The sequence below is a fragment of the Bradyrhizobium sp. 956_D2_N1_4 genome, assembly GCF_052076025.1.
In the GTDB taxonomy this organism is placed as follows: Bacteria; Pseudomonadota; Alphaproteobacteria; order Rhizobiales; family Xanthobacteraceae; genus Bradyrhizobium; species Bradyrhizobium barranii.
Map to the genome: position 1 here is coordinate 936,967 of NZ_CP197237.1, position 20,782 is coordinate 957,748.

General features: G+C 63.6%; 18 protein-coding genes and 1 pseudogene. 13 read left to right on the forward strand and 6 right to left on the reverse strand.

All coding sequences use genetic code 11. The annotated features are described in order from the left end of the window. Positions 1 to 146: 146 nt before the first annotated feature. Complete coding sequence (gene cax, locus AB7535_RS04450) at positions 147 to 1,247, forward strand: calcium/proton exchanger (protein ID WP_085404482.1); 1,101 nt, start codon at positions 147 to 149, stop codon at positions 1,245 to 1,247. A 94-nt stretch (positions 1,248 to 1,341) separates the two neighbouring features. Here the strand turns inward: cax and AB7535_RS04455 are convergent, their stop codons facing one another. The 3 genes from AB7535_RS04455 to AB7535_RS04465 form a co-directional block, all read right to left on the reverse strand. Further along, positions 1,342 to 1,803 carry a hypothetical protein gene (locus tag AB7535_RS04455; protein ID WP_085404481.1) on the reverse strand — a complete coding sequence of 154 codons (462 nt, stop codon included), beginning with the start codon at positions 1,801 to 1,803 and terminating at the stop codon, positions 1,342 to 1,344. Positions 1,804 to 1,980: 177 nt separating this feature from the next. After that, on the reverse strand, positions 1,981 to 2,619 hold the full coding sequence (locus AB7535_RS04460; RefSeq protein ID WP_085404480.1) for a hypothetical protein: 639 nt from the start codon (positions 2,617 to 2,619) through the stop codon (positions 1,981 to 1,983). A 9-nt stretch (positions 2,620 to 2,628) separates the two neighbouring features. Then, positions 2,629 to 3,825, reverse strand: a complete 1,197-nt coding sequence (locus AB7535_RS04465; protein WP_354114746.1) for a hypothetical protein — start codon at positions 3,823 to 3,825, stop codon at positions 2,629 to 2,631. Between the two features lie 228 nt (positions 3,826 to 4,053). On the opposite strand from AB7535_RS04465, the gene AB7535_RS04470 reads away from it, so the two are divergent. The 3 genes from AB7535_RS04470 (at position 4,054) to AB7535_RS04480 (ending at position 7,340) form a co-directional block, all read left to right on the forward strand. Further along, entirely contained in the window at positions 4,054 to 4,266 is a 213-nt protein-coding gene (locus tag AB7535_RS04470) for a hypothetical protein (protein WP_085404479.1), read from the forward strand. Between the two features lie 69 nt (positions 4,267 to 4,335). Beyond that, a complete protein-coding gene (locus AB7535_RS04475; protein ID WP_085404478.1) occupies positions 4,336 to 6,330 on the forward strand; it encodes a LodA/GoxA family CTQ-dependent oxidase in 1,995 nt (664 codons plus the stop codon). 8 nt (positions 6,331 to 6,338) lie between these two features. Beyond that, positions 6,339 to 7,340 (forward strand): NAD(P)/FAD-dependent oxidoreductase, encoded by a 1,002-nt coding sequence (locus AB7535_RS04480; protein WP_354113194.1) that lies wholly within the window; start codon positions 6,339 to 6,341, stop codon positions 7,338 to 7,340. A gap of 61 nt (positions 7,341 to 7,401) precedes the next feature. Here the strand turns inward: AB7535_RS04480 and AB7535_RS04485 are convergent, their stop codons facing one another. Continuing rightward, entirely contained in the window at positions 7,402 to 8,496 is a 1,095-nt protein-coding gene (locus AB7535_RS04485; protein WP_085404476.1) for an amidohydrolase family protein, read from the reverse strand. Between the two features lie 322 nt (positions 8,497 to 8,818). On the opposite strand from AB7535_RS04485, the gene AB7535_RS04490 reads away from it, so the two are divergent. The 3 genes from AB7535_RS04490 to AB7535_RS04500 all read left to right on the forward strand — a co-directional run bounded on the left by AB7535_RS04490 (position 8,819) and on the right by AB7535_RS04500 (position 11,851). Continuing rightward, positions 8,819 to 9,172 carry a UBP-type zinc finger domain-containing protein gene (locus AB7535_RS04490; RefSeq protein WP_085404475.1) on the forward strand — a complete coding sequence of 118 codons (354 nt, stop codon included), beginning with the start codon at positions 8,819 to 8,821 and terminating at the stop codon, positions 9,170 to 9,172. A 468-nt stretch (positions 9,173 to 9,640) separates the two neighbouring features. Then, positions 9,641 to 11,416: an AMP-binding protein gene (locus AB7535_RS04495; protein WP_245344242.1), complete on the forward strand. Its 1,776-nt coding sequence runs from the start codon at positions 9,641 to 9,643 to the stop codon at positions 11,414 to 11,416. Positions 11,417 to 11,476: 60 nt separating this feature from the next. After that, the gene (locus AB7535_RS04500) at positions 11,477 to 11,851 is read left to right on the forward strand and encodes a hypothetical protein (protein ID WP_135215070.1); all 375 of its coding nucleotides are present in this window, start codon (positions 11,477 to 11,479) and stop codon (positions 11,849 to 11,851) included. Here the strand turns inward: AB7535_RS04500 and AB7535_RS04505 are convergent. Together AB7535_RS04505 and AB7535_RS04510 are read right to left on the reverse strand one after the other, a co-directional pair. Continuing rightward, a complete protein-coding gene (locus AB7535_RS04505) occupies positions 11,820 to 12,203 on the reverse strand; it encodes a YidH family protein (protein WP_028150113.1) in 384 nt (127 codons plus the stop codon). The genes AB7535_RS04500 and AB7535_RS04505 overlap by 32 nt on opposite strands. 97 nt (positions 12,204 to 12,300) lie before the next feature. Further along, positions 12,301 to 13,044 carry an SDR family NAD(P)-dependent oxidoreductase gene (locus AB7535_RS04510; protein WP_085404556.1) on the reverse strand — a complete coding sequence of 248 codons (744 nt, stop codon included), beginning with the start codon at positions 13,042 to 13,044 and terminating at the stop codon, positions 12,301 to 12,303. A 145-nt stretch (positions 13,045 to 13,189) separates the two neighbouring features. Here AB7535_RS04510 and AB7535_RS04515 point away from each other — a divergent pair, with 145 nt between their 5' ends. The 6 genes and pseudogenes from AB7535_RS04515 (at position 13,190) to AB7535_RS04540 (ending at position 20,755) form a co-directional block, all read left to right on the forward strand. Further along, positions 13,190 to 13,960 carry a methyltransferase domain-containing protein gene (locus AB7535_RS04515; RefSeq protein ID WP_028150111.1) on the forward strand — a complete coding sequence of 257 codons (771 nt, stop codon included), beginning with the start codon at positions 13,190 to 13,192 and terminating at the stop codon, positions 13,958 to 13,960. A gap of 212 nt (positions 13,961 to 14,172) precedes the next feature. Beyond that, complete coding sequence (locus AB7535_RS04520; protein ID WP_085404471.1) at positions 14,173 to 15,174, forward strand: DctP family TRAP transporter solute-binding subunit; 1,002 nt, start codon at positions 14,173 to 14,175, stop codon at positions 15,172 to 15,174. Positions 15,175 to 15,434: 260 nt separating this feature from the next. Continuing rightward, positions 15,435 to 15,779, forward strand: a pseudogene (locus AB7535_RS04525) (TRAP transporter small permease); the annotation flags it as partial. A 240-nt stretch (positions 15,780 to 16,019) separates the two neighbouring features. After that, a complete protein-coding gene (locus AB7535_RS04530; RefSeq protein ID WP_321576422.1) occupies positions 16,020 to 17,303 on the forward strand; it encodes a TRAP transporter large permease in 1,284 nt (427 codons plus the stop codon). A gap of 119 nt (positions 17,304 to 17,422) precedes the next feature. Then, on the forward strand, positions 17,423 to 18,580 hold the full coding sequence (locus AB7535_RS04535; protein ID WP_085404470.1) for a GGDEF domain-containing protein: 1,158 nt from the start codon (positions 17,423 to 17,425) through the stop codon (positions 18,578 to 18,580). Positions 18,581 to 18,832: 252 nt separating this feature from the next. Further along, complete coding sequence (locus AB7535_RS04540) at positions 18,833 to 20,755, forward strand: alkyl/aryl-sulfatase (protein WP_085404469.1); 1,923 nt, start codon at positions 18,833 to 18,835, stop codon at positions 20,753 to 20,755. Positions 20,756 to 20,782 lie beyond the last annotated feature (27 nt).

Consider the following 20,782-nt stretch of genomic DNA (forward strand, 5'->3'; position numbering starts at 1 on the left):
GACAAGGGCGCATTCTCATCATGCGCGACGTCCGTTTCCTGACGTCCAGTGGCCCGTCTCCTCTGGCCCGCTTGAGCCAGATCAAGACTCACCCCGCGGCGCCGCCGGACCTTTCCATCAACGCATCCATGGAAAGGGCGGCCCATATGACAACCCTGCTCAGGGAAATCCGGGATACACCTCTGCTCTGGATGCTGGTCTTCGTGCCCATCGTGCTGGTGGCGGACGCGGTCGCCCCGCATTCCCACACGCTGCTGTTCGTGCTCGCCGTGCTTGCGATCGTGCCGCTGGCGGCGCTGCTCAGCCACGCCACCGAAGCGGTCGCCGCCAGAACCGGCGATGCCGTGGGTGGACTGCTCAACGCAACGCTCGGCAATCTGACGGAGCTGATCATCGCCATCACGGCGCTGCGGGCAGGCGAGTACATGCTGGTGAAGGCCTCGATTGCCGGCGCCATCGTCACCAACGCGACATTCATGCTCGGCGCCTGCCTGCTGCTCGGCGGCCTGCGCTACCACGTGCAGGAGTACAACCGTGCCGGCGCGCGCCTGTCGTCCGGCCTGTTGCTGATGGCGACAGTCGCCCTGCTGGCCCCCTCGGCAGTCGCCGACCTCGAGCATTTGCCGCAGGACGGAGGCGTCATTCACAAGCTTAGCGTCGGCATTTCAGTCCTGCTGATCGCGGCTTACGCGCTTGGCCTGTGGTTCTCGCTCGGGACGCACAAGGAATTGTTCGCAAGCGCCGATCACGGCGAGCAGGAGGAAGCGCACTGGCCGATCGGGCTAGCCGTTGGGACGCTGCTGGCCGTCACCGTGCTGGTGGCGCTGGTGAGCGAGATCTTCGTGGAATCGGTGCAGAAGGCGGCGGAGACCTTCGGCATGAGTCCGGCTTTCGTCGGGTTCATCATCGTTTCGCTGGTTGGCGCCGCTGCCGAATTTGCAGTTGCCCTTGCCGCTGCGCGCAAGGACCGCCTCGACATGGTCGTCAGCATTGCGCTCGGCAGCGCCTCCCAGATCGCGCTGTTCGTTGCACCCGCGCTCGTGCTGCTCAGCTATGTCGTGGGACCGACGCCAATGAACCTTCAGTTCTGGCCTGGCGCCGTCACCATGGTGATGATCGCAACAGTCACGGCGACCTTCATCACCACCAGTGGACGCTCGGCATGGTTCGTCGGCGCCCTGATGATCTTCATTTATGCGGTGTTTGCGCTGACGCTGTATGTCGTCCCGCCGGCGGGCGAGGGATGAGGTGCACTCGCCCGCGGGCACAGGGGTGAATTGGCTCATCGGAGAATGGCGGCCCGTGGCGAGCCATCCTCCGAAGCGGCGAATACGTTTCCCGCTAGTAGGCCCAGTAGCTGCCGGTGGGCGGGCAATTGTCGCCGCCGTAGCCATAGCCGTAGTTGCCGCCGCCATAACCGTAATACGATGCGGCCGGGTAGCCATAGCCATAGGCGGGATAACCGCCAGAGTAGCCACCGTAGTACCCGCCATAGCCGCCGTAATAGGCGCTCCGCGCGATTGCGCCGCCGACGACCGCGCCGGCGACCACACCGTAACCGAGGCCGCGATAGCCGTAGCCGCGATAACCCCAGCCGCCGCGGTAGCCCCAGCCGACGCCGCGATAGCCGTAGCCGCCGCCGCGCCAGCCGCCGACCCAGCGCACTTCGGTGGTGGTCTGATCGACCATCGATTTCATCGTCGAAAGATGCGTCGGGATCGGCCCGGCCTGAGCGATTGTGCCTGATAGCAGGGCGCCGGCTCCGGCGAGAACGAAGGTACGCAGGGAATTCGAGGATGTCATGATCGATCATCTCCTTGGCTTACGGGCGGCGCTTTCTGCGCGGCCGTACCCATTCCGGGATGGCAATGCCGCGGCGGGTTTGATCCAGATCAAGCGTCGACGGCGTATCCGGCCTGGACCTCGACGGGATCAATGTGCGATGCCGTCGGTAAGCACGCGCAGGCTCGTGGCGGGCGACTACTTCAAGTCGACCGTATCTTCCGCGATGATTTCTTCGTCGAATCCGGTCGTCCGCAACACGCGTACCGCGGCACGTTTGGCGCCGGCGAACTGATTGCGATCGACGTCCACCTCCGGGGTGGGACGACTCACTGCGATCGTGTCCCACGTCGACTTGTTGTCCGGCTTGACCTGGACCGAGTAGGTTACGCCGGCGACGGGCTGCAAACCGCCGAGTTGGTCGATCCTCAATGGCCGCCGGCTGGCTGCTGCAGCCCCGGCAAGCTCAAGTCCGAAGGTGGCGCCTGCGGTCGGCCCGGAGGGTGCCGCCCCGGCCTCGTACCGGCTGATCTCCTTCCCCTTGAGCTGGAGGCTTACCGACTTCATGCCGCTCACCCGCGGAAGGTCCGCCTGAATCAGACCGACTTCGTTCGGCCGGTCGGGTTCAGCAGATGACCGGCGGATCACGACTGGCTCACGGTAGACTTCCTTGCCGGTGCCGTCGTAGGCTACGAGTTCCACGTCCTTGTCGGTGGCGGCGTCCGACGCGATGGTGGAGACCGACGGGTTCACATACATGATCTTGCCGTCACCAGCGGTCTTGTTGATGGTGGCGACGACGTGAACGAATGATCCGGTCTTGATTTCGGTCTTCATCGGATCCTCCTAGGCGACCGGCGGACCGAGGGCGTCCTCTTCCAAAAGCCGGGTCATTATCGCCTGGTAAGTGTACGCCGATAGCCACTGGTTGTCTGCATAGGTCATCACGTCGTGATATGTGAGCCCCGGCAACGCAGCGGCCGGCAGGCCGAGTTCGTGATCCCCGGTGTCGACACCGACATATTTGTTGTCCGGCTTGCTGATACAGCCGTTCTCATAAGGGAATGTCGGATCGCTCGCGTCCTGCGCGGCGGGGGGAAATCCCGGATGAAACCGGCCGAACGTATGTCCGAGTTCGTGAGCACCGTACCAGTCGGCGTACGACGCGTCGCGATCGCCGGCAAATCCGTTCGGCACGCCCGCGGGTCCGGAAGCGACGGTGTCCGGCTGGGGCGTGCCCGGAATCGCGAACGCCTTTCCTCGCATGAAGTTGTTGGACGCGTTATCGTCGACGAGACCGTAATAGTGCGTGCGCGGGTCGACGCCGCTGCTCACCTCGCGGCTTCGCAGCGCGGCGATCTGGGCATTGGCGAGATCGACCGTCGAGTCGTCGAACGGTGCGGCAAAATCCGCGTCCACCACCATGTGGGACCATTCGAGCGCGGCGACAGGATAGGCGCGATTGAGAAACGACCTGAGATACGAAAAGTGGACCGCAGCGGGTGTGACGGTCGTCGTGCCCGCTTTGTATCGAAGGCCGATCACCCGGATGCGCAGCGGCGGCGCCGCCGCGAATGTGACGGGCGCGATGTTGAACGCCGCCGCCGGAAGGTCGCCGCCTCCGGGCTGAAAGATGCGGCTGATGCGCAAGTTGAGTGTGCCCGCGCCGATGGCCGCGGCCGGCAGGCGGAAGTTCAGGCTCTTGTCGATGTCTTCCCGCTGTTCGCGGAGACTGAAGGGCGAGCCCGGGTCTACCCGAAGCGAGTTGAGGGCCGGGAGGAACGTGTCGCCTCCGCCGCTCCGGCTCCACGCAATTTCCGCGGTGATCTGACCGGGCTGCGACACCGAAGTCGGCTCAAGATAGAGGCGAACGAGCGTCGCCTTATCGGCGACCAGCGGCACCGAATTCGTCACGTCCTGAACGCACTGGACGATCTCGACGCCGCGCACCTGCACGCCGGTCTGCGGCTGAGCGAGGCCGAGCGGGCGGCGCTTGCGAGGTTTGAGTCTGGGAACGCCCGAGCCGCGATGCACGCACATCATGCACATGGTGTTGTTCCGGCTTTGATGACCCGTAACGCGAGCTTCGCTTTGTCGCGTGGACTTTAGGTCTACATTGATACTATACTACTCGCTATAATTGAACAAAGCCAACCCTGCGGATCGGTCATTTGGACGCAGCGCGGTTGACATAGCCTGTTGTCGGAGCCGGTTGCGAAAGGCCCCCGCACAGCAAGTTCTGCGGCGAATTATTTGCGCGGAGGACGTTCGATGCTGCATCGCTTTCAGTCGCGTGGGCTCGGCGCGGCAGCTGCTCCGCAGAGCACCGCGCCGCCACGTTCGGAGTTCGAGCCGATCGAGGACATCCGCGCCTCGTTCATCGACAAATTCCAGAGGCGGCGGATCGAGGCCGGCGAGAAGCCCGCCGCCCTGAGGCGCAGCCTGAACGGACAGCCGATCGACGAGCCGGACCATCCGCGCTGATGGCCTCGCGGCAAGTCTCGTGCGACGCCTCCGTTTTTGGACAATCCCTTTTGATATCGAGGTCAGACGATGATCGATCCAAACGCAATTGCAGCGTTGAAAGTCTATCCGCCCATCGGCGTCGCCCGCGTTGGCAACGCGCAAGGCGCCGGCGACTACGTCATCGGCCCCGAGATGATCGGCGGTGCGTCGACCTTGCCCGGCACGACGCCGGAACAGCCGGCTCGCTTTGTCGAGGACTTTCGCACCGCGAACGGAGAGATCAAGCGGCAAGCCGCGCGCTTCCGCATCTACGCCCACATGAAGGACGGCAGCGTGCAGGAGGTGACCGCTGCATCCGCGAAGATCGAGTGGCGCGTCTGCATCGCAAACCTCAAGGCCGGCTGGTACGAGTTCAACCAGGCAATGGACCTCGGCCCGCTGAGCCAGAACGCGTTGCAGCGAAATCGCGAGCTGGTTTTGCCGGACGCCAGGTGGAAGCTCGACATCACGCCAACCCCGCGAAGCATCGCGGGGCAGGGGGCTGGCCCGATCAGGCTGGACGATGGCGCGTTCTGGGCTTCGCCGGTCTATCTCGGCGAGCTTCGTACCGATGAGGAGGGGCGGCTGATCTTCCTCGGCGGCAATGGAGTTTCGCGGCCTTTCCGCAAAGGGACCCGGCCCCTGACTTTCGCCAACAATCCAGGTTGGCACGATGACGTCAGCGACGGGCCGGTGCGGGCGCAAGTGACATTTGCGGGGCATGCACCGATCGATGCGGAGCCCGGCTATGTCTGCGTTACGCCGCCGAATTACGCGCCGGGGCTGTTCGGTCTCGTCACGATGGACGACGTGGTGCGGGAAGTGTTCTACGACAAGGGCTGGATTCCACGACCGGTCAAGACCTCGTTCGTCAACGACGTGCAACCAATCTTTCAGCGCCTGACCGGACTGCAATGGGTCAACCACGGGCTCTTCGTCGTTCATGGTTTTGGCTCGCCGCTCGACGCGCAGAATGCGCAAGTCCTCGCCAAGCTCAACGACGCGTCTGCTGCGAATGCGGCGTGGCGCGCGGCCGTGCTGGCGTTGTTTCGCGATCCAGGCGCGAGCGGCGCACTGATCGAAGATCAGATAGCGCAGGTGTTCGGCGATGCGGTCGACCAATTCTTCGAAGGTCCGCCGAAGCCTTCGAATTCGCTGCTTGCCGTGACGAAGACCCAGTACGCGCACCTCAAGCGCTGGGCTGCTGGAACATTCGACGCCGACGGGCCGTCGCACCAGCCGCCGCAGGCGCAGGACTTCGATGCCCTGCCTCCCGAGGTCCAGGTCAAGCATCTCGAGCGCGCATCCTTGCACGATTGTCTCGGCGGCCCATTCCATCCCGCGATGGAGATGACATGGGTGATGCGGATTCCGCTGATGTGGGCATCGGCGTATCGGCTGAAGGTCCTGGCCGGTGAGCAACCAGCGCGGCAGGACTTCGGGGGTACTCTCACTCCGGCGGTCTGCACCGGCGCGAATGGTCCGCACGATGGTGTCGCAGCCGGCTGCCTCACCCGCTTCCTTGGCGTGCCGTGGCAGACTGATCATACCTCGTGCAATTCGGCGGCCGACTACTTCCCGTCGACGTTCCTGTCGATGCCGACGTTCTGGGGACCGCGTGCCCCGGATCAGGTTCTGGCAGACGGAAACTATCTGCGTGCGGCCGCCATCGCGCCTCTCGGCCAGGCGACGCAACAGCAGACCTTCAAGCACCTGATGAACCGGGTCGACTGGTTGCGCGACATCCGCGGCAACGATTACTATGACCGCCTGTCGAACATGATTGCGGAATGGTCCGAGCTCGGCATGGTGTTGCCGGTGAAGAACGCGCCTGCATCTCTGCCGGTGCAGGATCTGCGGGTCGAGCAGGGACGCCGCGACAGCAGCGGGCCGATCGATGTCACGGCCGATCCGAAGTACCACGCGGTCGAAGACATGGAGAGCCTTTTCTTGCCGCAGACGACGGCAGGCCTGGCGCAGCGGCGCGGTGCACGCAAGACGGCTCCCCCGCCGAAGCGGACCTATCGCCCGGGCGAGATCTGACCTTGGACGTGCTGCGCACCGACTGTCTCGTGGTCGGCGCGGGGCCTGCCGGCTTGACCGCCGCACGCCTGCTGGCCCTTAGGGGCCGCACGGTCATTGTCGCAGATTCCGGCGTCACGCCGACGACGCGGCTTGAGCTGCTTGCTCCGGCCTCGCTCGTCACTGTCGCGGCGGTGGGACTTGAACATCTGCTCGACGATCCGGCGATCGCCCGAGCCTGTCTCGGGATTCGACGAACACACCGTTCGGGCGCGTCGGACTACGAGGACTTTCTGCGTCATCCCTGCCGCGTCGGGTATGTGGTCGATCGCGGCCGTTTCGACCAGCGCCTTCGCGACGAGGCTGTCGCCGTCGGGGTTACATTTTACGGGCTGCGCGCAATCGGCGTCACGCCGGACCGCGGCGTTATCTGTCGTGCGAGCGATAGCGCTCGGACGAAGCTCGTCCTTGCGGAGATCGTTGTCGATGCAACGGGGCGCGCCGCCGCGATTGCGCGGCGCCGGGGCGCGCGCGTGGCCGCCCGGGATCGCATGGTCGCCGAACTGGTCGAGGATGCGGCTGACGGCGCGACGGCCGGTTCCGCATCGTGGCTCGAATACAGCAGCGATGGACCGACCTGGTCTTACCGCATCAGTGGGCCGCGAGGGCGTGTGCAGACTTGGCGCATTCGCAGATCCGGCACACCGGCTGGAGATGCGCTGCTCAGCGTGGACGCGTCGGCTTGCCTCCTCTCGGAGGCCGCGGGCGAAGGTTGGATTGCAGTGGGCGATGCGGCGATGGCGTTCGATCCGATTGCCTCTCAGGGGCTGTTCAACGCATTGTCGTCCGCTTTGGTCGCGACGGGTGCGCTGTTGTCGGCTGATCGGCTGAGCCGGACCTCGGCGCGATTGTATTCCGACGCGGTCGCCACAACATTCCTTCACTGCGAAGCAGGCCGTATCAGCGTCTATGGCACCATGCCTCCGGCGCCGCAGTCATGGGCCGATCCGGCAAAAACGATCGCGCAATGAAGCATGATTTCGCAGGCCGATCGGGCTCCGAAGCCCGCTCCACGCTTTTCGGGATGATCCTCTAACCCTGCAGCCGGGGAACGAGACGTGTCGCGTTCCGATGGCCGATCGCATCGAGATCGTCTGTCGAGAGGCCAAGCTTCTGCAACTGCGCGAACTGGCCAAGGCTGAAGTACGGATAGTCGCTGCCATAGGTGATCTGCGAGGCGGGCACGAGCTTGAGCAGCGCGGCCATGGACGGCGCGAAAGTCGCATTCGCGGTGTCGTAGTGAAGCCGGCGTAGTTCGCCTTCGATTCCGTCCGGCGCAAACTCCTTCAGGTCGGGCCGCGCCCCATAGAATGAATTGATGCGCCCGGCCATCATCGGTATCGTGCCGCCGGCGTGCGAGAATAGCCATTTGATGTCGCGGTGGCGGGCGAATGCGCCGCTGAGCAGAAGGCTCGTCACGGTCCGTGTGGTGTCGTGCGGGACTTCGATCACCGCCGGGAACGTGCCGACACTGAGCGCGCTACAGCAACTCGCGACCAGCGGATGCACATAAACGACCGCCTTGCGACGGTTCAGCTCCTCGAACACCGGCCTGTAAGCGGCATTGCCGAGCCATTTGTCGCCGTAGCTGCTTTGCAGCCCGATCCCGTCCGCCTTCAGCGTGTCGAACGCATATTCGATCTCCCTGAGCGTGGCATCGACGTCCTGCATCGACAAGGTCGCGAACAGGCCGAAATGGCCCGGATGGTCGCGCATCATGTCCGCCGCGTACTCGTTGCAGGCGCGCGCGAGCCGGCCGGCTTCCGCCGGCCCGAGGTCGAACCACACGCCTGGCGTGGAGGCGACCGACAGGATGCCTGTGCGTATGCCATTGCGGTCCATGTCCTCGACGAGCTTCTCGCGGGTCCAGGCCACCTGGCCGGGAAAGTGCGGCTGCTTGCGTGCGTCTTCGTAGCCAAGCCAGAGCTTTTGATACTCAGGCGGATAGAAATGAAGGTGAGTATCGATCAGCGCCGGCTTGGTCTGTCCGTGCACCGCAACGGCGGGGACGGCCGCGGCCAGGCCAAGTGCACCAACGCCCGCGAGGAAGCCGCGGCGCGACGAGGGCGGGCCGTAGCAGGTGGGGCAGGCGTGATGCCCTCGAGATTTTTGATCCCATTTGTTCATGTTGCACGTCTCCCGTGACGAACTGGCAAAGCCAAGGCCTGTGGTGCTTCTATCGGCAGAACGTTTCGTCCCTCCGCTGTCTGTGGTGCGGCCGCAGCGGGGCAATGATTGTTGGGGATTGGAATACGCCGATTTTTCGTCGCCGAACGATGCCTCGCGTCACGCCTGTGCATCGCCGCCGCAACTTTGTGTGAACGCCTCTCCAATTCTCCCGCGAGATGCTCCCTGATGTCGCGAGGTTGACCCGTCGGGCGAAACACTGGCAAAATGCGATGGCGGCGAAGATTTGCGATGACCGCAATCACTTTCAGTGAGTGGATCGATGAAGTCTGACAGGGATGGCATCAACCTCGCGGCCAAGCCAAGCGGAACGGGTTGCGCGGAATGCTCGGCTGCTGGCGGATGGTGGTTTCATCTTCGCAGATGTGTCGAATGCGGTCACATCGGCTGCTGTGATACGTCACCCAATCAGCATGCAACGAAGCATAACGCGGCGACGGGTCACCCGATCATCACGAGCTTCGAGCCGGGCGAACGGTGGTTTTACGACTATCGCACGGGACAGCCCTTCGCGGGCCCGAAGCTGCAAGGCCCGCACGCGCATCCGTTGGACCAGCCGGTGCCCGGGCCGGACGGCGCGGTGCCTCCGGACTGGCAATCGCTGCTGCATGAATAGGTCGCAGCCTCTGGCAACTGGTCCATAGCAGACGAGCGCGTTTAGCAGCGGGGCTGCTTCCGGGCATCGCGCGTGAACTCACGGGCGGACGTCTTGCGCGAACTCTCGGCACCCGTGAATCCCCCATTGGAACCCTCACTGGTGTCCGTGACGCCGGATCAGCGACATTGCAAATGCAACGCGATCCTCGCGAAGATGAAATTCTCACGCAACGTAGCATCGAGATATTGCCCTCCCGACGTTCTGCAGGAGCCTCATTGCGCGTGAGGACTACAGATCGTTTGCATCGATCGCCGCCGCCTCAGCCGGGCCTTCGCGGATATCGAAAGGAGAACGCCTGTGCAGCCTGCTCTCGACCATCCTGCTTCCACGCCATATTGTTCTATGCCTTCACCACCGACCGACATCGAGGTCACGAGAAGGGATGACGGCACCCTGATATTGCGATCGCGGATTATGCTCGCTGGAGTGAGCGGGACGATTTGCGCATACCTTCCCCACTGGGCTCAGGAAACGCCGGACCGCGTCTTTCTCGCGCAACGAACCCGCGACAATGCATGGCAGTCGATCAGCTATGGCGAATTCTGGTCTCGAGTGCGCTCGGTCGGGCAGGCGCTGATTGATCGGGGTGGCGCAGCGGGCGATACGCTGGCCATCCTGTCCGGCAATTCGATCGAGAATGCGGTGATCCAGTTCGCCGCGATGTCGATCGGTCTGCAGGTTGCGCCGATCTCGCCAAGCTACAGTCTTCTGCCAGGTGGCCTCAGCCGCATCGAAGACATCGCGAAGGTCCTCACGCCGAAGTTTGTGTTTGCCCAGAAGGCGGATCCCTTCGTGCAAGCCCGTGCCATCCCCGGCTTTGCGCAGGCCGAATGGATAACGGCGGAAGAGGCGGCGGATACCACGCCGCTGTCGGAGCTATCCGCCGCGACACCGGGTCACGCGTTTGAGGCGGCGTTCGCAGCACTCGGACCGGAGACCGTCGGCAAAATCCTGTTCACGTCGGGATCGACCGGCTCTCCCAAGGGAGTGATCAATACCCATCGCATGATGTCGAGCGTGCTGCAGATGGCCGCTCAGGTCACGCCGGTCTCGCAGCCCCTGGTTCAGATCGAATGGCTGCCCTGGCATCATACCATGGGCTGCAACGTCATACTGAATGGGATTCTGAAGAACGGCGGCTCTCTCTATATCGACGATGGCCGACCGACGCCCGAAGCGTTTCATCGAACAATCGCCAATCTGCACGACGTCTCTCCGACGGCCTCATTCAATGTCCCAACCGGTTACGCGTTGTTATGCGCCGCGCTCGGCGAGGATCCAGACCTGAGGCGGAAGTTCTTCCATCGCATCGACAGAATGATTTTCGGGGGCGCGGCGATCCCGGCGGCCGTAATGGCAACGCTTCAGGAATATGCAATCGAAGTCCGCGGCGAGCGAGTTCCGATTTTGGCCGGATACGGCGCCACGGAAGCCGGGCCGACCATCTGCGTGTCTTATCGACCGTGCGAAGCGCCGGGAGAGATCGGCTTGCCGGCACCCGGCATCGAACTCAAGCTGGTTCCGGCGATGGACGGTTACGAGGCGCGGGTCCGTGGCCCGAACGTCATGCCCGGTTATCTCGGATTACCCGAATTGTCTGCGGCGGCATTCGACGAAGAGGGCTTCTATCGGGTAGGCGACGCGGTCTCGTTCATCGATCCCGCCGATCTCTGCCGCGGCCTGAGGTTTTCCGGGCGTCTCTCGGAGAATTTCAAAATGATGACAGGCACGTGGGTGCTCGTCGGCGAGCTGCGTGCCGCCATCCTGGACCGGATGGGCGGCGTGCTGCAGGATCTGGTCATCGGAGGCGAGGGCCGCGATTCTCTCGTCGCGCTGGTATGGCTCAATCCGGACCGTGCAAGGCGACATGCTAACGGCGCAGCAGGCGCGGATTCCGGTGACACCCTTTCATTGGATTCCGGCGTTCGCGCATACGTCCATCGGGTCTTGACCGAGCATAACCTAGCGGCAGCGACCAACGCGCGGATATCGGCCGTTGCCATCCAGATCCAGCCGCTGTCGCTCGCGGCAGGCGAGACAACGGACAAGGGCTACATCAATCAGCGCGGGGTCCTGAAGAACCGTTCCGCCATTCTCGACAGTCTCTATAGCGGAGCAGCCTCGCCGCACATCATCCGGCTTGCCTCTCATCCACGCGCGTTGTCGACGGCAGGAAATGCAGTCACGTCGACTGATGCATGACCAGAGAGCCCGGCCGCCGACCTTCCGAGCGTGTTTCTTAAAGGGACCGCCTCTGCGTCATTGACGGCGGCGACGCCAGTAGATTTGGACGAGTGTGCGGCGAACGCCGCAACCCCAACGCGCCGCCGCGGCGATGCCGCAGCCGGCCCTGCCTTTCATTCAACCCGCGAAGCCCAAATTCTCACCATTGGCCTCGGCTTGCTCATTTCGGCGGCTTGGAATATGTATAGACATGCGGTCCATCATCGCGGCCGCAACATCACGTCAGTCAACACCGAGGTCGGCCCCGATGTGATCCTGATGGACGAGCCGTTCGGCGCTCTCGATGCCCAGACCCGTATGGTGATGCAAAGCGATCTCCAGACGTTGTCGATGGAAGCCGGCGCCACCGCTAGGTCCAAAGTCAGAGCGCAAAATAGACGGTCATCGCTGTAACGATCAGGCCCAGCACAACGGCGAGCACCAGTTCTGTCTTGATGCCGCCGGCGGAATGAGATTGTGCGTCGTCAATCATTCGGCCAGTCCTGATGAAGCGAAAGAGCGAAATCACGATGATTGCGATCCCGATCGCGATCAGCGCGAGGCCGTCATAGTGACTGAACGCTCCCGTGAAGCGATCGAATTGCAGTCGGGACCCGATCTCCGTCCTGTTGGCTTCAGCGATAGTTCGGACGAAGAGGTTGAATTTCTCGACGACAAAGCCAAACGCGATGATTGCGATGCCCGTCCTGACCCAGGCGAGAAAAGTCCGCTCGTTTGCCGCGTGGTCTGAGTATCTCTCAATCATCGAGACCTCTCTGGTTGCTGTCGATGGGGTTCGTCGCGCGCTATTCCCGCAGGAGCGGAGCGGCGGGGCGCAATGTATGCGAAGCCAGGGCAAGCCCTCAGAACTGATACCGCCGCAGCCCCCCATCCACCGGGATCACCGTCCCCGTGATGTACCGCGCCACCGGCGACGCCAAAAACACCGCGAGCGCTGCCAGATCCTCCGGCTCGCCCCAATAGCCGACCGGGATTTCTTCTTCGGCAAAGCGCTCGCGATAACCCGGCGGATAGTTGCGGCGGATCTGTTCGCTCATGATGCGGCCGGGCGGGATGCAGTTGATGGTGATGCCGTGCTCGCCGATCTCGCGCGACAGGCCCTTGGCCCAGGCGTGCACGGCGGCCTTGGCGGCGAAGGCGGCGTTGAGTCCCTCCGGCTCGGACTTGCCGGTGATGTTGACGATGCGGCCCCATTTGCGTTCGATCATCTGCGGCAGCAGCGCATGCGCGATGCGGCGGTAGCTGGTGAAGTTCAGCGCGATCGCCTCGTCCCATTTGCTGTCGGGCGCATCGACGGGAAGGGGGCGGCTGCCGCCGGCATTGTTGATGAGGATGTCGACATGGCCGAGCTCCTTTTGCGCAAAGGCCGCGATGTTCTCCGCGGCGTCCTTCGCCATCACGTCCTGCTCGAACGACGTGATCAGGCCGGAGCCGACTTCCTTCACCAGCTCGGCAAGGAGATCAGTGCGCCGCGCCACGCCGACGACGCGGACGCCTTCGGCAGCCAGGCCCTTGGCGATGGCGCGGCCGATGCCGATGCTCGCTCCTGTCACGACTGCGGTTTTCGATTTGAGCCCGAGGTCCATGGTCACACGCTCTCTTGTTTGCTTTTTGCTTCTTGTCGTTCGTTTCCTGCCCGTCCCGCCGGCTTCGCGAATTGCCTGAGCGGGACGAGCAGTGGTAACCAAGAGCCTCGACGAAGGAAACACGAAAAAGAAAAGGCGTTGAGCAATGGTCTGGGATCCGCAGCAATACCTGAAATTCTCCGGCCATCGGCTTCGGCCCGCCGTCGACCTCTTGATGCGGATTCCGGATTTCGCCCCGCGCGCGATCGCCGATCTCGGGGCAGGGGCCGGCAACGTGACAAAACTGATCAAGGAGCGCTGGCCGGACGCGACCGTGACCGGTGTCGAGGGCTCGGCCGAGATGGTGGCCGCCGGCCGCAAGGCGGCGCCGGATGTGGAATGGTCGCACGAGGATCTCGGCCATTGGCGCCCCGCCAGGCAATACGATTTGATCTATTCCAATGCCGCACTGCACTGGCTGCCCAATCATGCGGCGCTGTTTCCGTCGGTCATGGAGAAGGTGACGCCCGGCGGCATGCTTGCGGTGCAGATGCCGCGCAACTTCCTCGCGCCATCGCATGTGCTGATCGGCGAGACGGCGCTGAACGGTCCGTGGCGGTCAAAGGTAGAGCATCTCGTTACCCCGCCGCCGGTCGAAGGGCCGGCCTTCTATCATGATTTGCTCGCGCCGCTTTCCCAGAACGTTGACATCTGGGAGACCGAATATCTGCAGGTGCTCGAAGGCGACAATCCCGTGAAGGAATGGACCAAGGGGACCTGGCTGACGCGCTATCTCGACATCCTGCAGGGCGACGAGAAGGCCGCGTTCGAGGCCGCCTATGGCGAGCGGGTGGCGAAGGCCTATCCGAAGAATGCGGCGGGGCAGACGCTGTTTCCGTTCCGGCGTCTGTTCATGGTCGCCCAGCGCAAGGGCTGATCGCACTGCCGCAATGCGACATAAACCGTTCGCAACCCGGGACTGGAAGCGGGTCCCGGGTTGCGCGGACAACAGCCATCAAGCTAGCTTGCCTGCGGCAAATTGGGCTTAGGTCTAGTTGTTCGGGTGGTGGATTGCTGCCACTACTGGGCTGCAAACCGGGCTGCAAAACAAAAAGAACCCGGTTTTAGAGGTTGTTGGGAGGTTACTTCATGCGCAAGCTGCTTCTTGCGGTCGCCGCCGCAGCTATTCTTGTGACCCCAGCGGTGGCACAGGCCCAGAGCCCGATCGTCATCAAGTTCAGCCACGTCGTCGCCAACGACACCCCGAAGGGCAAGGGCGCGCTGAAGTTCAAGGAACTCGCCGAGAAGTACACCGACGGCAAGGTCAAGATCGAAGTCTATCCGAACTCCTCGCTCTACAAGGACAAGGAGGAGATCGAGGCGCTTCAGCTCGGTTCGGTGCAGATGCTGGCGCCCTCGACTGCGAAATTCGCGCCGCTCGGCATCAAGGAGTTCGAGGCGCTCGATCTGCCCTGGCTGTTCAAGGACGACGAGACCTATTCCAGCGCGATGAAGGGCACGATCGGCAAATGGCTGTTCCAGAAGCTCGAGGCCAAGGGCATCACGGGGCTCGCCTATTGGGACAACGGCTTCCACATGGTGTCGTCGAACCGCGCGTTGATGAAGCCTGAGGATTTCAAGGGCCTGAAATTCCGCATCTCCGGATCGAAGATCGCCGACCAGTATTTCCGCCTGATGGGCTCGATCCCGCAGATCATGGCGTTCTCCGAAGTCTACCAGGCGCTCCAGACCGGCGTGGTCGACGGCTGCGAAAACACCGCGTCGAACTACCTGACCCAGAAGTTCTACGAGGTGCAGAAGGACATCACAGTGTCCTATCACGCGCATCTGCAATATGCGGTCATCGTCAACTCGAAATTCTGGTCCGGCCTGCCGCCCGACATCCGCACCCAGCTCGAGAAGGCGATGGTGGATGCAACCGAGTACACCAACCAGATCGCGCACCAGGAGAACGAGGACGCGCTGGCCGAGATCAAGAAGGCGGGCAAGACCAAGCTGCATTATCTGACTGACGCCGACCGCAAGGCGTGGCAGGAATCGATGCGGCCGACTTATACATGGGCAAAGGGTCGGGTCGGGCAGGAGGTGCTCGATCTCGTCGCCAAGGAACTCGACGTCAAGATGAACTGACGCGTTTTCCGCAAGGACAATACGAACGGTCGGGAGTGTGCGCACTTCCGGCCGTTTCGCATCGATAGGGGGACTTTGATTTGCTTCGCGTGCTCAATCAGGCGCTCAACCATCTCGAAGAATGGCTGATCGCGACGCTCATCGCGGCTGCAACCGGGTTGATCTTCATCGCCGTGGTGCACCGTTACGGCGCAGGCGAATCGATCGTCCTCTCCAGATGGGCGGCTGCGCACGGGATGAACTGGCTCGCGACGCTGTCGATGGCGGTGTTCACCTTCCTGTCCGAGCTCGACCTGTCCTGGGCGCAGGAACTCTGCATCTACATGTTCATCTGGATGGCGAAGTTCGGCGCAGCCTATGGCGTGCGCACCGGCATCCATGTCGGCGTCGACCTGCTCGTCAACCGCCTGCCCGAACATTCGCGCAAGCACGTGATCCTGTTCTCGCTGCTGTGCGGCGCGCTGTTCACGGGCATGATCGCGGCCTTCGGCGCCTCCTTCGTCGCCGAGATGTTCAAGACCGGCCAGCAGTCCAATGATTTGGAAGCGCCGATGTGGTTCGTCTATCTGGCGATCCCGCTCGGCTCGGGCCTGATGTGCTTCCGCTTCCTCCAGGTCTCGTGGTCCTACTACTGGACCGGCCATCTGCCGCATCATGACGAGAGTCATGTCGAGGGCGTGGAGGCCGACGTCTCGCCCGCGCTGCATCCGCAGCCCGCCGGCGCGGCGACCAGGGCGGCCGCGCGAAAAGTGTCGCCGCTCGGCGTCATCCTGATCATGGCGCCGATCCTGATCTTCGCGATGTGTCTCGCCGAGAAGTTCGGCGTTGTGGTGCTGCCGCACTGGATGCGTGCCGCGACCGTGTTCGCGCTGCTGATCGCGCTGATGCTGACCGGCATCCCGGTCTCGATCGCGCTCGGCCTCACCGTGATGACGTTCCTGTTCACGCTGACCACAGTGCCGATCGAAGCCGTCTCGATGAAGCTCTTCACGGGCATCGAGGGGTTCGAGATCATGGCGATCCCGTTCTTCATCCTCGCCGGCAATTTCCTCACCCATGGCGGCGTCGCGCGCCGCATGATCAATTTCGCGACCTCGCTGATCGGCCACTGGCACGGCGGTCTCGGCCTTGCCGGCATCGTCGCCTGCGCGATGTTCGCGCTGGTCTGCGGCTCGAGCGTCGCGACCGTTGCCGCGATCGGCGCGATCGTGCTGCCGGAGATGGTCCGCCACGGCTATCCCATGCATTTCGGCGCCGGCATCATCACCGTTGCCGGCTCGCTCGGCATCCTGATGCTGCCGTCGATACCGAAGATCGTCTATGCGGTCTCCACCAATACCTCGATCGGCGCGCTGTTCGTCGCGGGCCTGCTGCCGGGCATCATGCTGACGACGATGCTCTGCATCGTCACCTGGTGGCTCGCACGCAAGCGCGACTATCCACGCCTGCCGAAGGCGAGCTGGGGCGAGACCGTCCGCACCTTCCGCGAGAGCATCTGGGGATTGATGCTGGTCGTCATCATCATCGGCGGCATCTACAGCGGCCTGTTCACCGCCACCGAGGCGGCCGCGATGGCTGCGGTCTACTCCTTTGTCATCGCGGTGTTTGTCTACAAGGCGATCAAGATCGTGGACGTGCCGCGGGTGCTGCTGCGCGCCGCCAACACCAGCGCGATGCTGCTCTACATCGTCACCAACGCGGTGCTGTTCTCCTTCGTGCTCTCCAACGAGAACCTGCCGGCGACCTTGGCCGACTGGATCGCGGCGCAGAACCTCGGCTGGGTCGGCTTCCTCTTGGTCGTCAACATCCTCTTACTGCTCGCCGGCAACTTCATGGAGCCGAACTCGATCATCCTGATCATGGCGCCGATCCTGGCGCCGGCGGCCAAGAAGCTCGGCATCGACCTCGTGCATTTCGGCATCGTGATGGACGTCAACATGGAGGTCGGCCTCTGCCATCCGCCTGTCGGGTTAAATCTCTACGTCGCCTCGATGATAGCGCGCATGCGAATAACCGAGCTCGCGGTCGCCGTGTTGCCGTGGCTCATCACCATGCTCGGCTTCCTCGTCATCGTGACCTACTGGCCCGATCTGACGCTGTGGCTGCCGCGGGTGCTGGGGATGCATTAGCCTATGCACGACCGGGACATGGCTAACGCGCGGTAAACCCGCACACTCAAATGCCATCGCTGTGCTGGGAACCCATTTTACGGGTCTGCGGTAGAAGCATGCCAGCGGATGGGGCTGGCATGTTCTTCAACAGAATGGAATCCGGACGGGCGTCGATTTCGGACGCCGTCTATATGGAAGTCATCACGGGCCTTCACGGCACGACGATGCCCACCATTCTTGCGGCCGCCTGCCAGGCGATGGTCGGTGCGATCACGACCTATGAGACCGGCGACATCGTGACGGCCGGCCTGACGGTTGCCGGTGTGGTGGTGGCCATTGTCCGCCTGTTCGAGATATTCGCTTTCCGTCGCCGCCTCTCATGTCCGCCGCAGCTCGGTCGGGCCGAGGCCGCGCGCTGGGAGCGGCGCTATGTTGCCGGCACCGTTGCAACGGCATCCGTGCTCGGCGTGTTTGCCGCGCGCAGCATCGTGCTGGGTGATGCACTCTGTTCCGTGATGGCGATTGGCATCGGCTTCGGCTTTGGCGCCGGCGTGGTGGCGCGGCTGGCGCTGCGTCCCGTCGCGGCGCTGCTCGATCTCGTCGCAATCGCAGCGCCTGCTGCGATCGTGACCTTCATGCAACCCGATCTGCGCCATGTCGGGCTCGGGCTCCTCATCCTGATGTATGTGGCCGCGAGCTTCGAGATGGTGCGGCTGAGCTTCAATGCCTCGATCAACCAGATCACGCTCAAGCGGCAGTTCGAGCAGCTCTCGCGCCTGGACCCGATGACCGGCGCGTCCAATCGTTCGGTGCTGGCCACGGACCTGCCGCAGATGCTGGCGGCCGGGATGATTGCCGTCCATACGCTCGACCTCGACCGCTTCAAGGAGGCGAACGACCGGTTCGGCCATCCCGTCGGTGACGCACTGCTGAAGCAGGTCGCCGGGCGGCTCAAGGCGCTCGCCGCGCAGGATGACCTCGTGGTCCGGATGGGCGGCGACGAGTTCGTCCTGGTGCAGCGTGCGGCGGCTGATGCGGAAGCGATGGCGCAGCGCATCGTGCAGTCGATCAGCGCGCCCTATGATATCGACGGACAAATGATCGAGCTCGGCGTCAGCGTCGGCGTCGCCGTCGCGCCGGACGACGGGCGCACTGCCGAGGCGCTGTTGTCGCGCTCCGACAAGGCGCTATATCGGGCCAAGCAGGAACGCGGCGGCTATGTGCTGGCGCGGGATTTGCGGATGGCGGATGCGACCGCATCGGGCCAGACCTTGGCGGAAGAGCTCGCTGCGTAAGCCACGCGGACGGTGCACCCTCTCCCCTTGTGGGAGAGGGTGGCTCGCCGCGCAGCGGCGAGGCGGGTGAGGGGTTTCTCTCCGCACAAACAGTCTTGCGGGCGGAGATATACCCCTCATCCGGCGCTTCGCGCCACCTCTCCCACAAGGGGAGAAGGGAAGAGGCATCTCGCTCGATTTCGGCAGTCTCCTCCGATAGCAATCACCCGCGAGATGCGGTTAGATGTTCGCACAGGCCGGGAGGAAACAAGAATGACCAGCAACGAGCCGAAGGACGCAACACCCTCCGTCACCGCGCAGCATGATGCGATGCTGAATGCGCTGCCGTTTTCCGACACGCGGGATTTCGACGATGCCGCACGTGGCTTCCTTGGTACGATCGAGAATGCGGAGATCGCCAACCCGCAGGGGCGGACGGTGTGGAGCCTGAAGCCCTATGGCTTCCTCTCCAGCGAGACGGCGCCGCCGACCGTCAATCCGAGCTTGTGGCGACAGGCGCGGCTCAACATGCATCACGGCCTGTTCGAGGTGGTGCCCGGCGTCTACCAGGTGCGCGGGCTCGACATCGCCAACATGACGCTGATCGAGGGCGACAGCGGCGTCATCGTCGTGGACACGCTGACGTCGATCGAGGGCGCACGTGCCGCGCTCGATCTCTATTACAGGCATCGTGGCCAGAAGCCGGTGGCCGCCGTCATTTTCACCCACACCCATACCGACCATTGGGGTGGCGCGCGCGGCGTGCTGGAGGAGGACGCGCTGGCAACCGGCGCCGTGCCGATCATCGCGCCGAACCTGTTCATGGAGCATGCCGTCTCCGAGAACATCATCGCGGGGCCGGCGATGCTGCGGCGGGCACAATACCAGTTCGGGCCGTTCCTCGCCAAAGGCGTGCGGGGGCAGGTCGACAACGGGCTCGGCAAGTCGATGGCGGCGGGCGCCGTGGCACTGCTGCGTCCGACCGACCTGATCATGGCGACCGGCGACAGGCGCGTGATCGACGGCGTCGAATTCGAATTCCAGATGGCGCCGAACAGCGAAGCGCCGGCGGAGATGCACTTCTTCATCCCGCGCTACAGACTGTTGAACCTCGCCGAGAACTGTACGCACAATTTCCACAATCTGCTGCCGTTCCGCGGCGCCGACGTGCGCGATGCGCTGGCGTGGTCGAAGTACCTCAACGAGGCCTTGCGGCTCTGGGACGGCAAGGCCGAGGCGATGTGCGGCCAGCATCACTGGCCGGTGTGGGGGCGCGAGCGGATCGGCACGATGATCCGCCAGCAGCGCGATCTCTACAAGTTCGCGCATGACCAGACCATCCGCCTGATGAACCACGGCCTCACCGCCGCCGAGATCGCCGAGACGATCCAGTTGCCGAAGAGCCTGGAGGGCGCCTGGCACGGCCGCGGCTATTACGGCCACATCCGGCACAACGTGAAGGCGATCTACCAGAAATATCTCGGCTGGTACGATGCCAACCCGGTCAATCTCGATCCGCTGCCGCCGGTGGAATCCGGCAAGAAGTATGTCGAGTACATGGGCGGCGCCGAGGCCATCCTCGCGCGCGCACGCAAGGACTTCGACAAAGGCGAGTTCCGCTTTGTCGCGCAGGCGCTCGGCCATCTCGTCTTCGCGGAGCCGGAGAATGAAGCGGCGCGTCTGTTGCTCGCGGATACGCTCGAGCAGCTCGGTTATGCCGCCGAGAGCTCGACCTGGCGCAACGCCTATCTGTTCGGCGCGCAGGAGCTGCGTCAGGGCATGCCCAAGACCCCGCCGCGTCCGCCAATGCCGCGCGAGACGCTGGCCGCGCTACGCACCGAGCAGCTCTGGGACGTGCTCGGCATTCGGCTCAACGGCCCCAAGGCCGAGGGCAAGCACATCGTGCTGAATTGGAGCTTTTCCGATACCGGCGAGATCTTCGTGCTCAACCTGGAGAATTGCGCGCTGACTTATACGGAGGGCGTGCAGGCGGAAGGCGCGGACGCCAGTTTCACGCTCGCGCGCGCAACGCTCGATGAGGTCATCGCGAAACTGACGAGCTTTCCGGAAGCGGTCGCCGCCGGCAAGATCAAGCTCGCGGGCAACCCGATGCGGCTTGCCGAGCTGATGGGCCTGATGGACGAATTCCCGCGCATGTTCGAGATCGTCGAGCCGAAGCGGGCGGTGGTGAGTTAGGGCGCCGCCGCCGCCACGTTCTTGCTG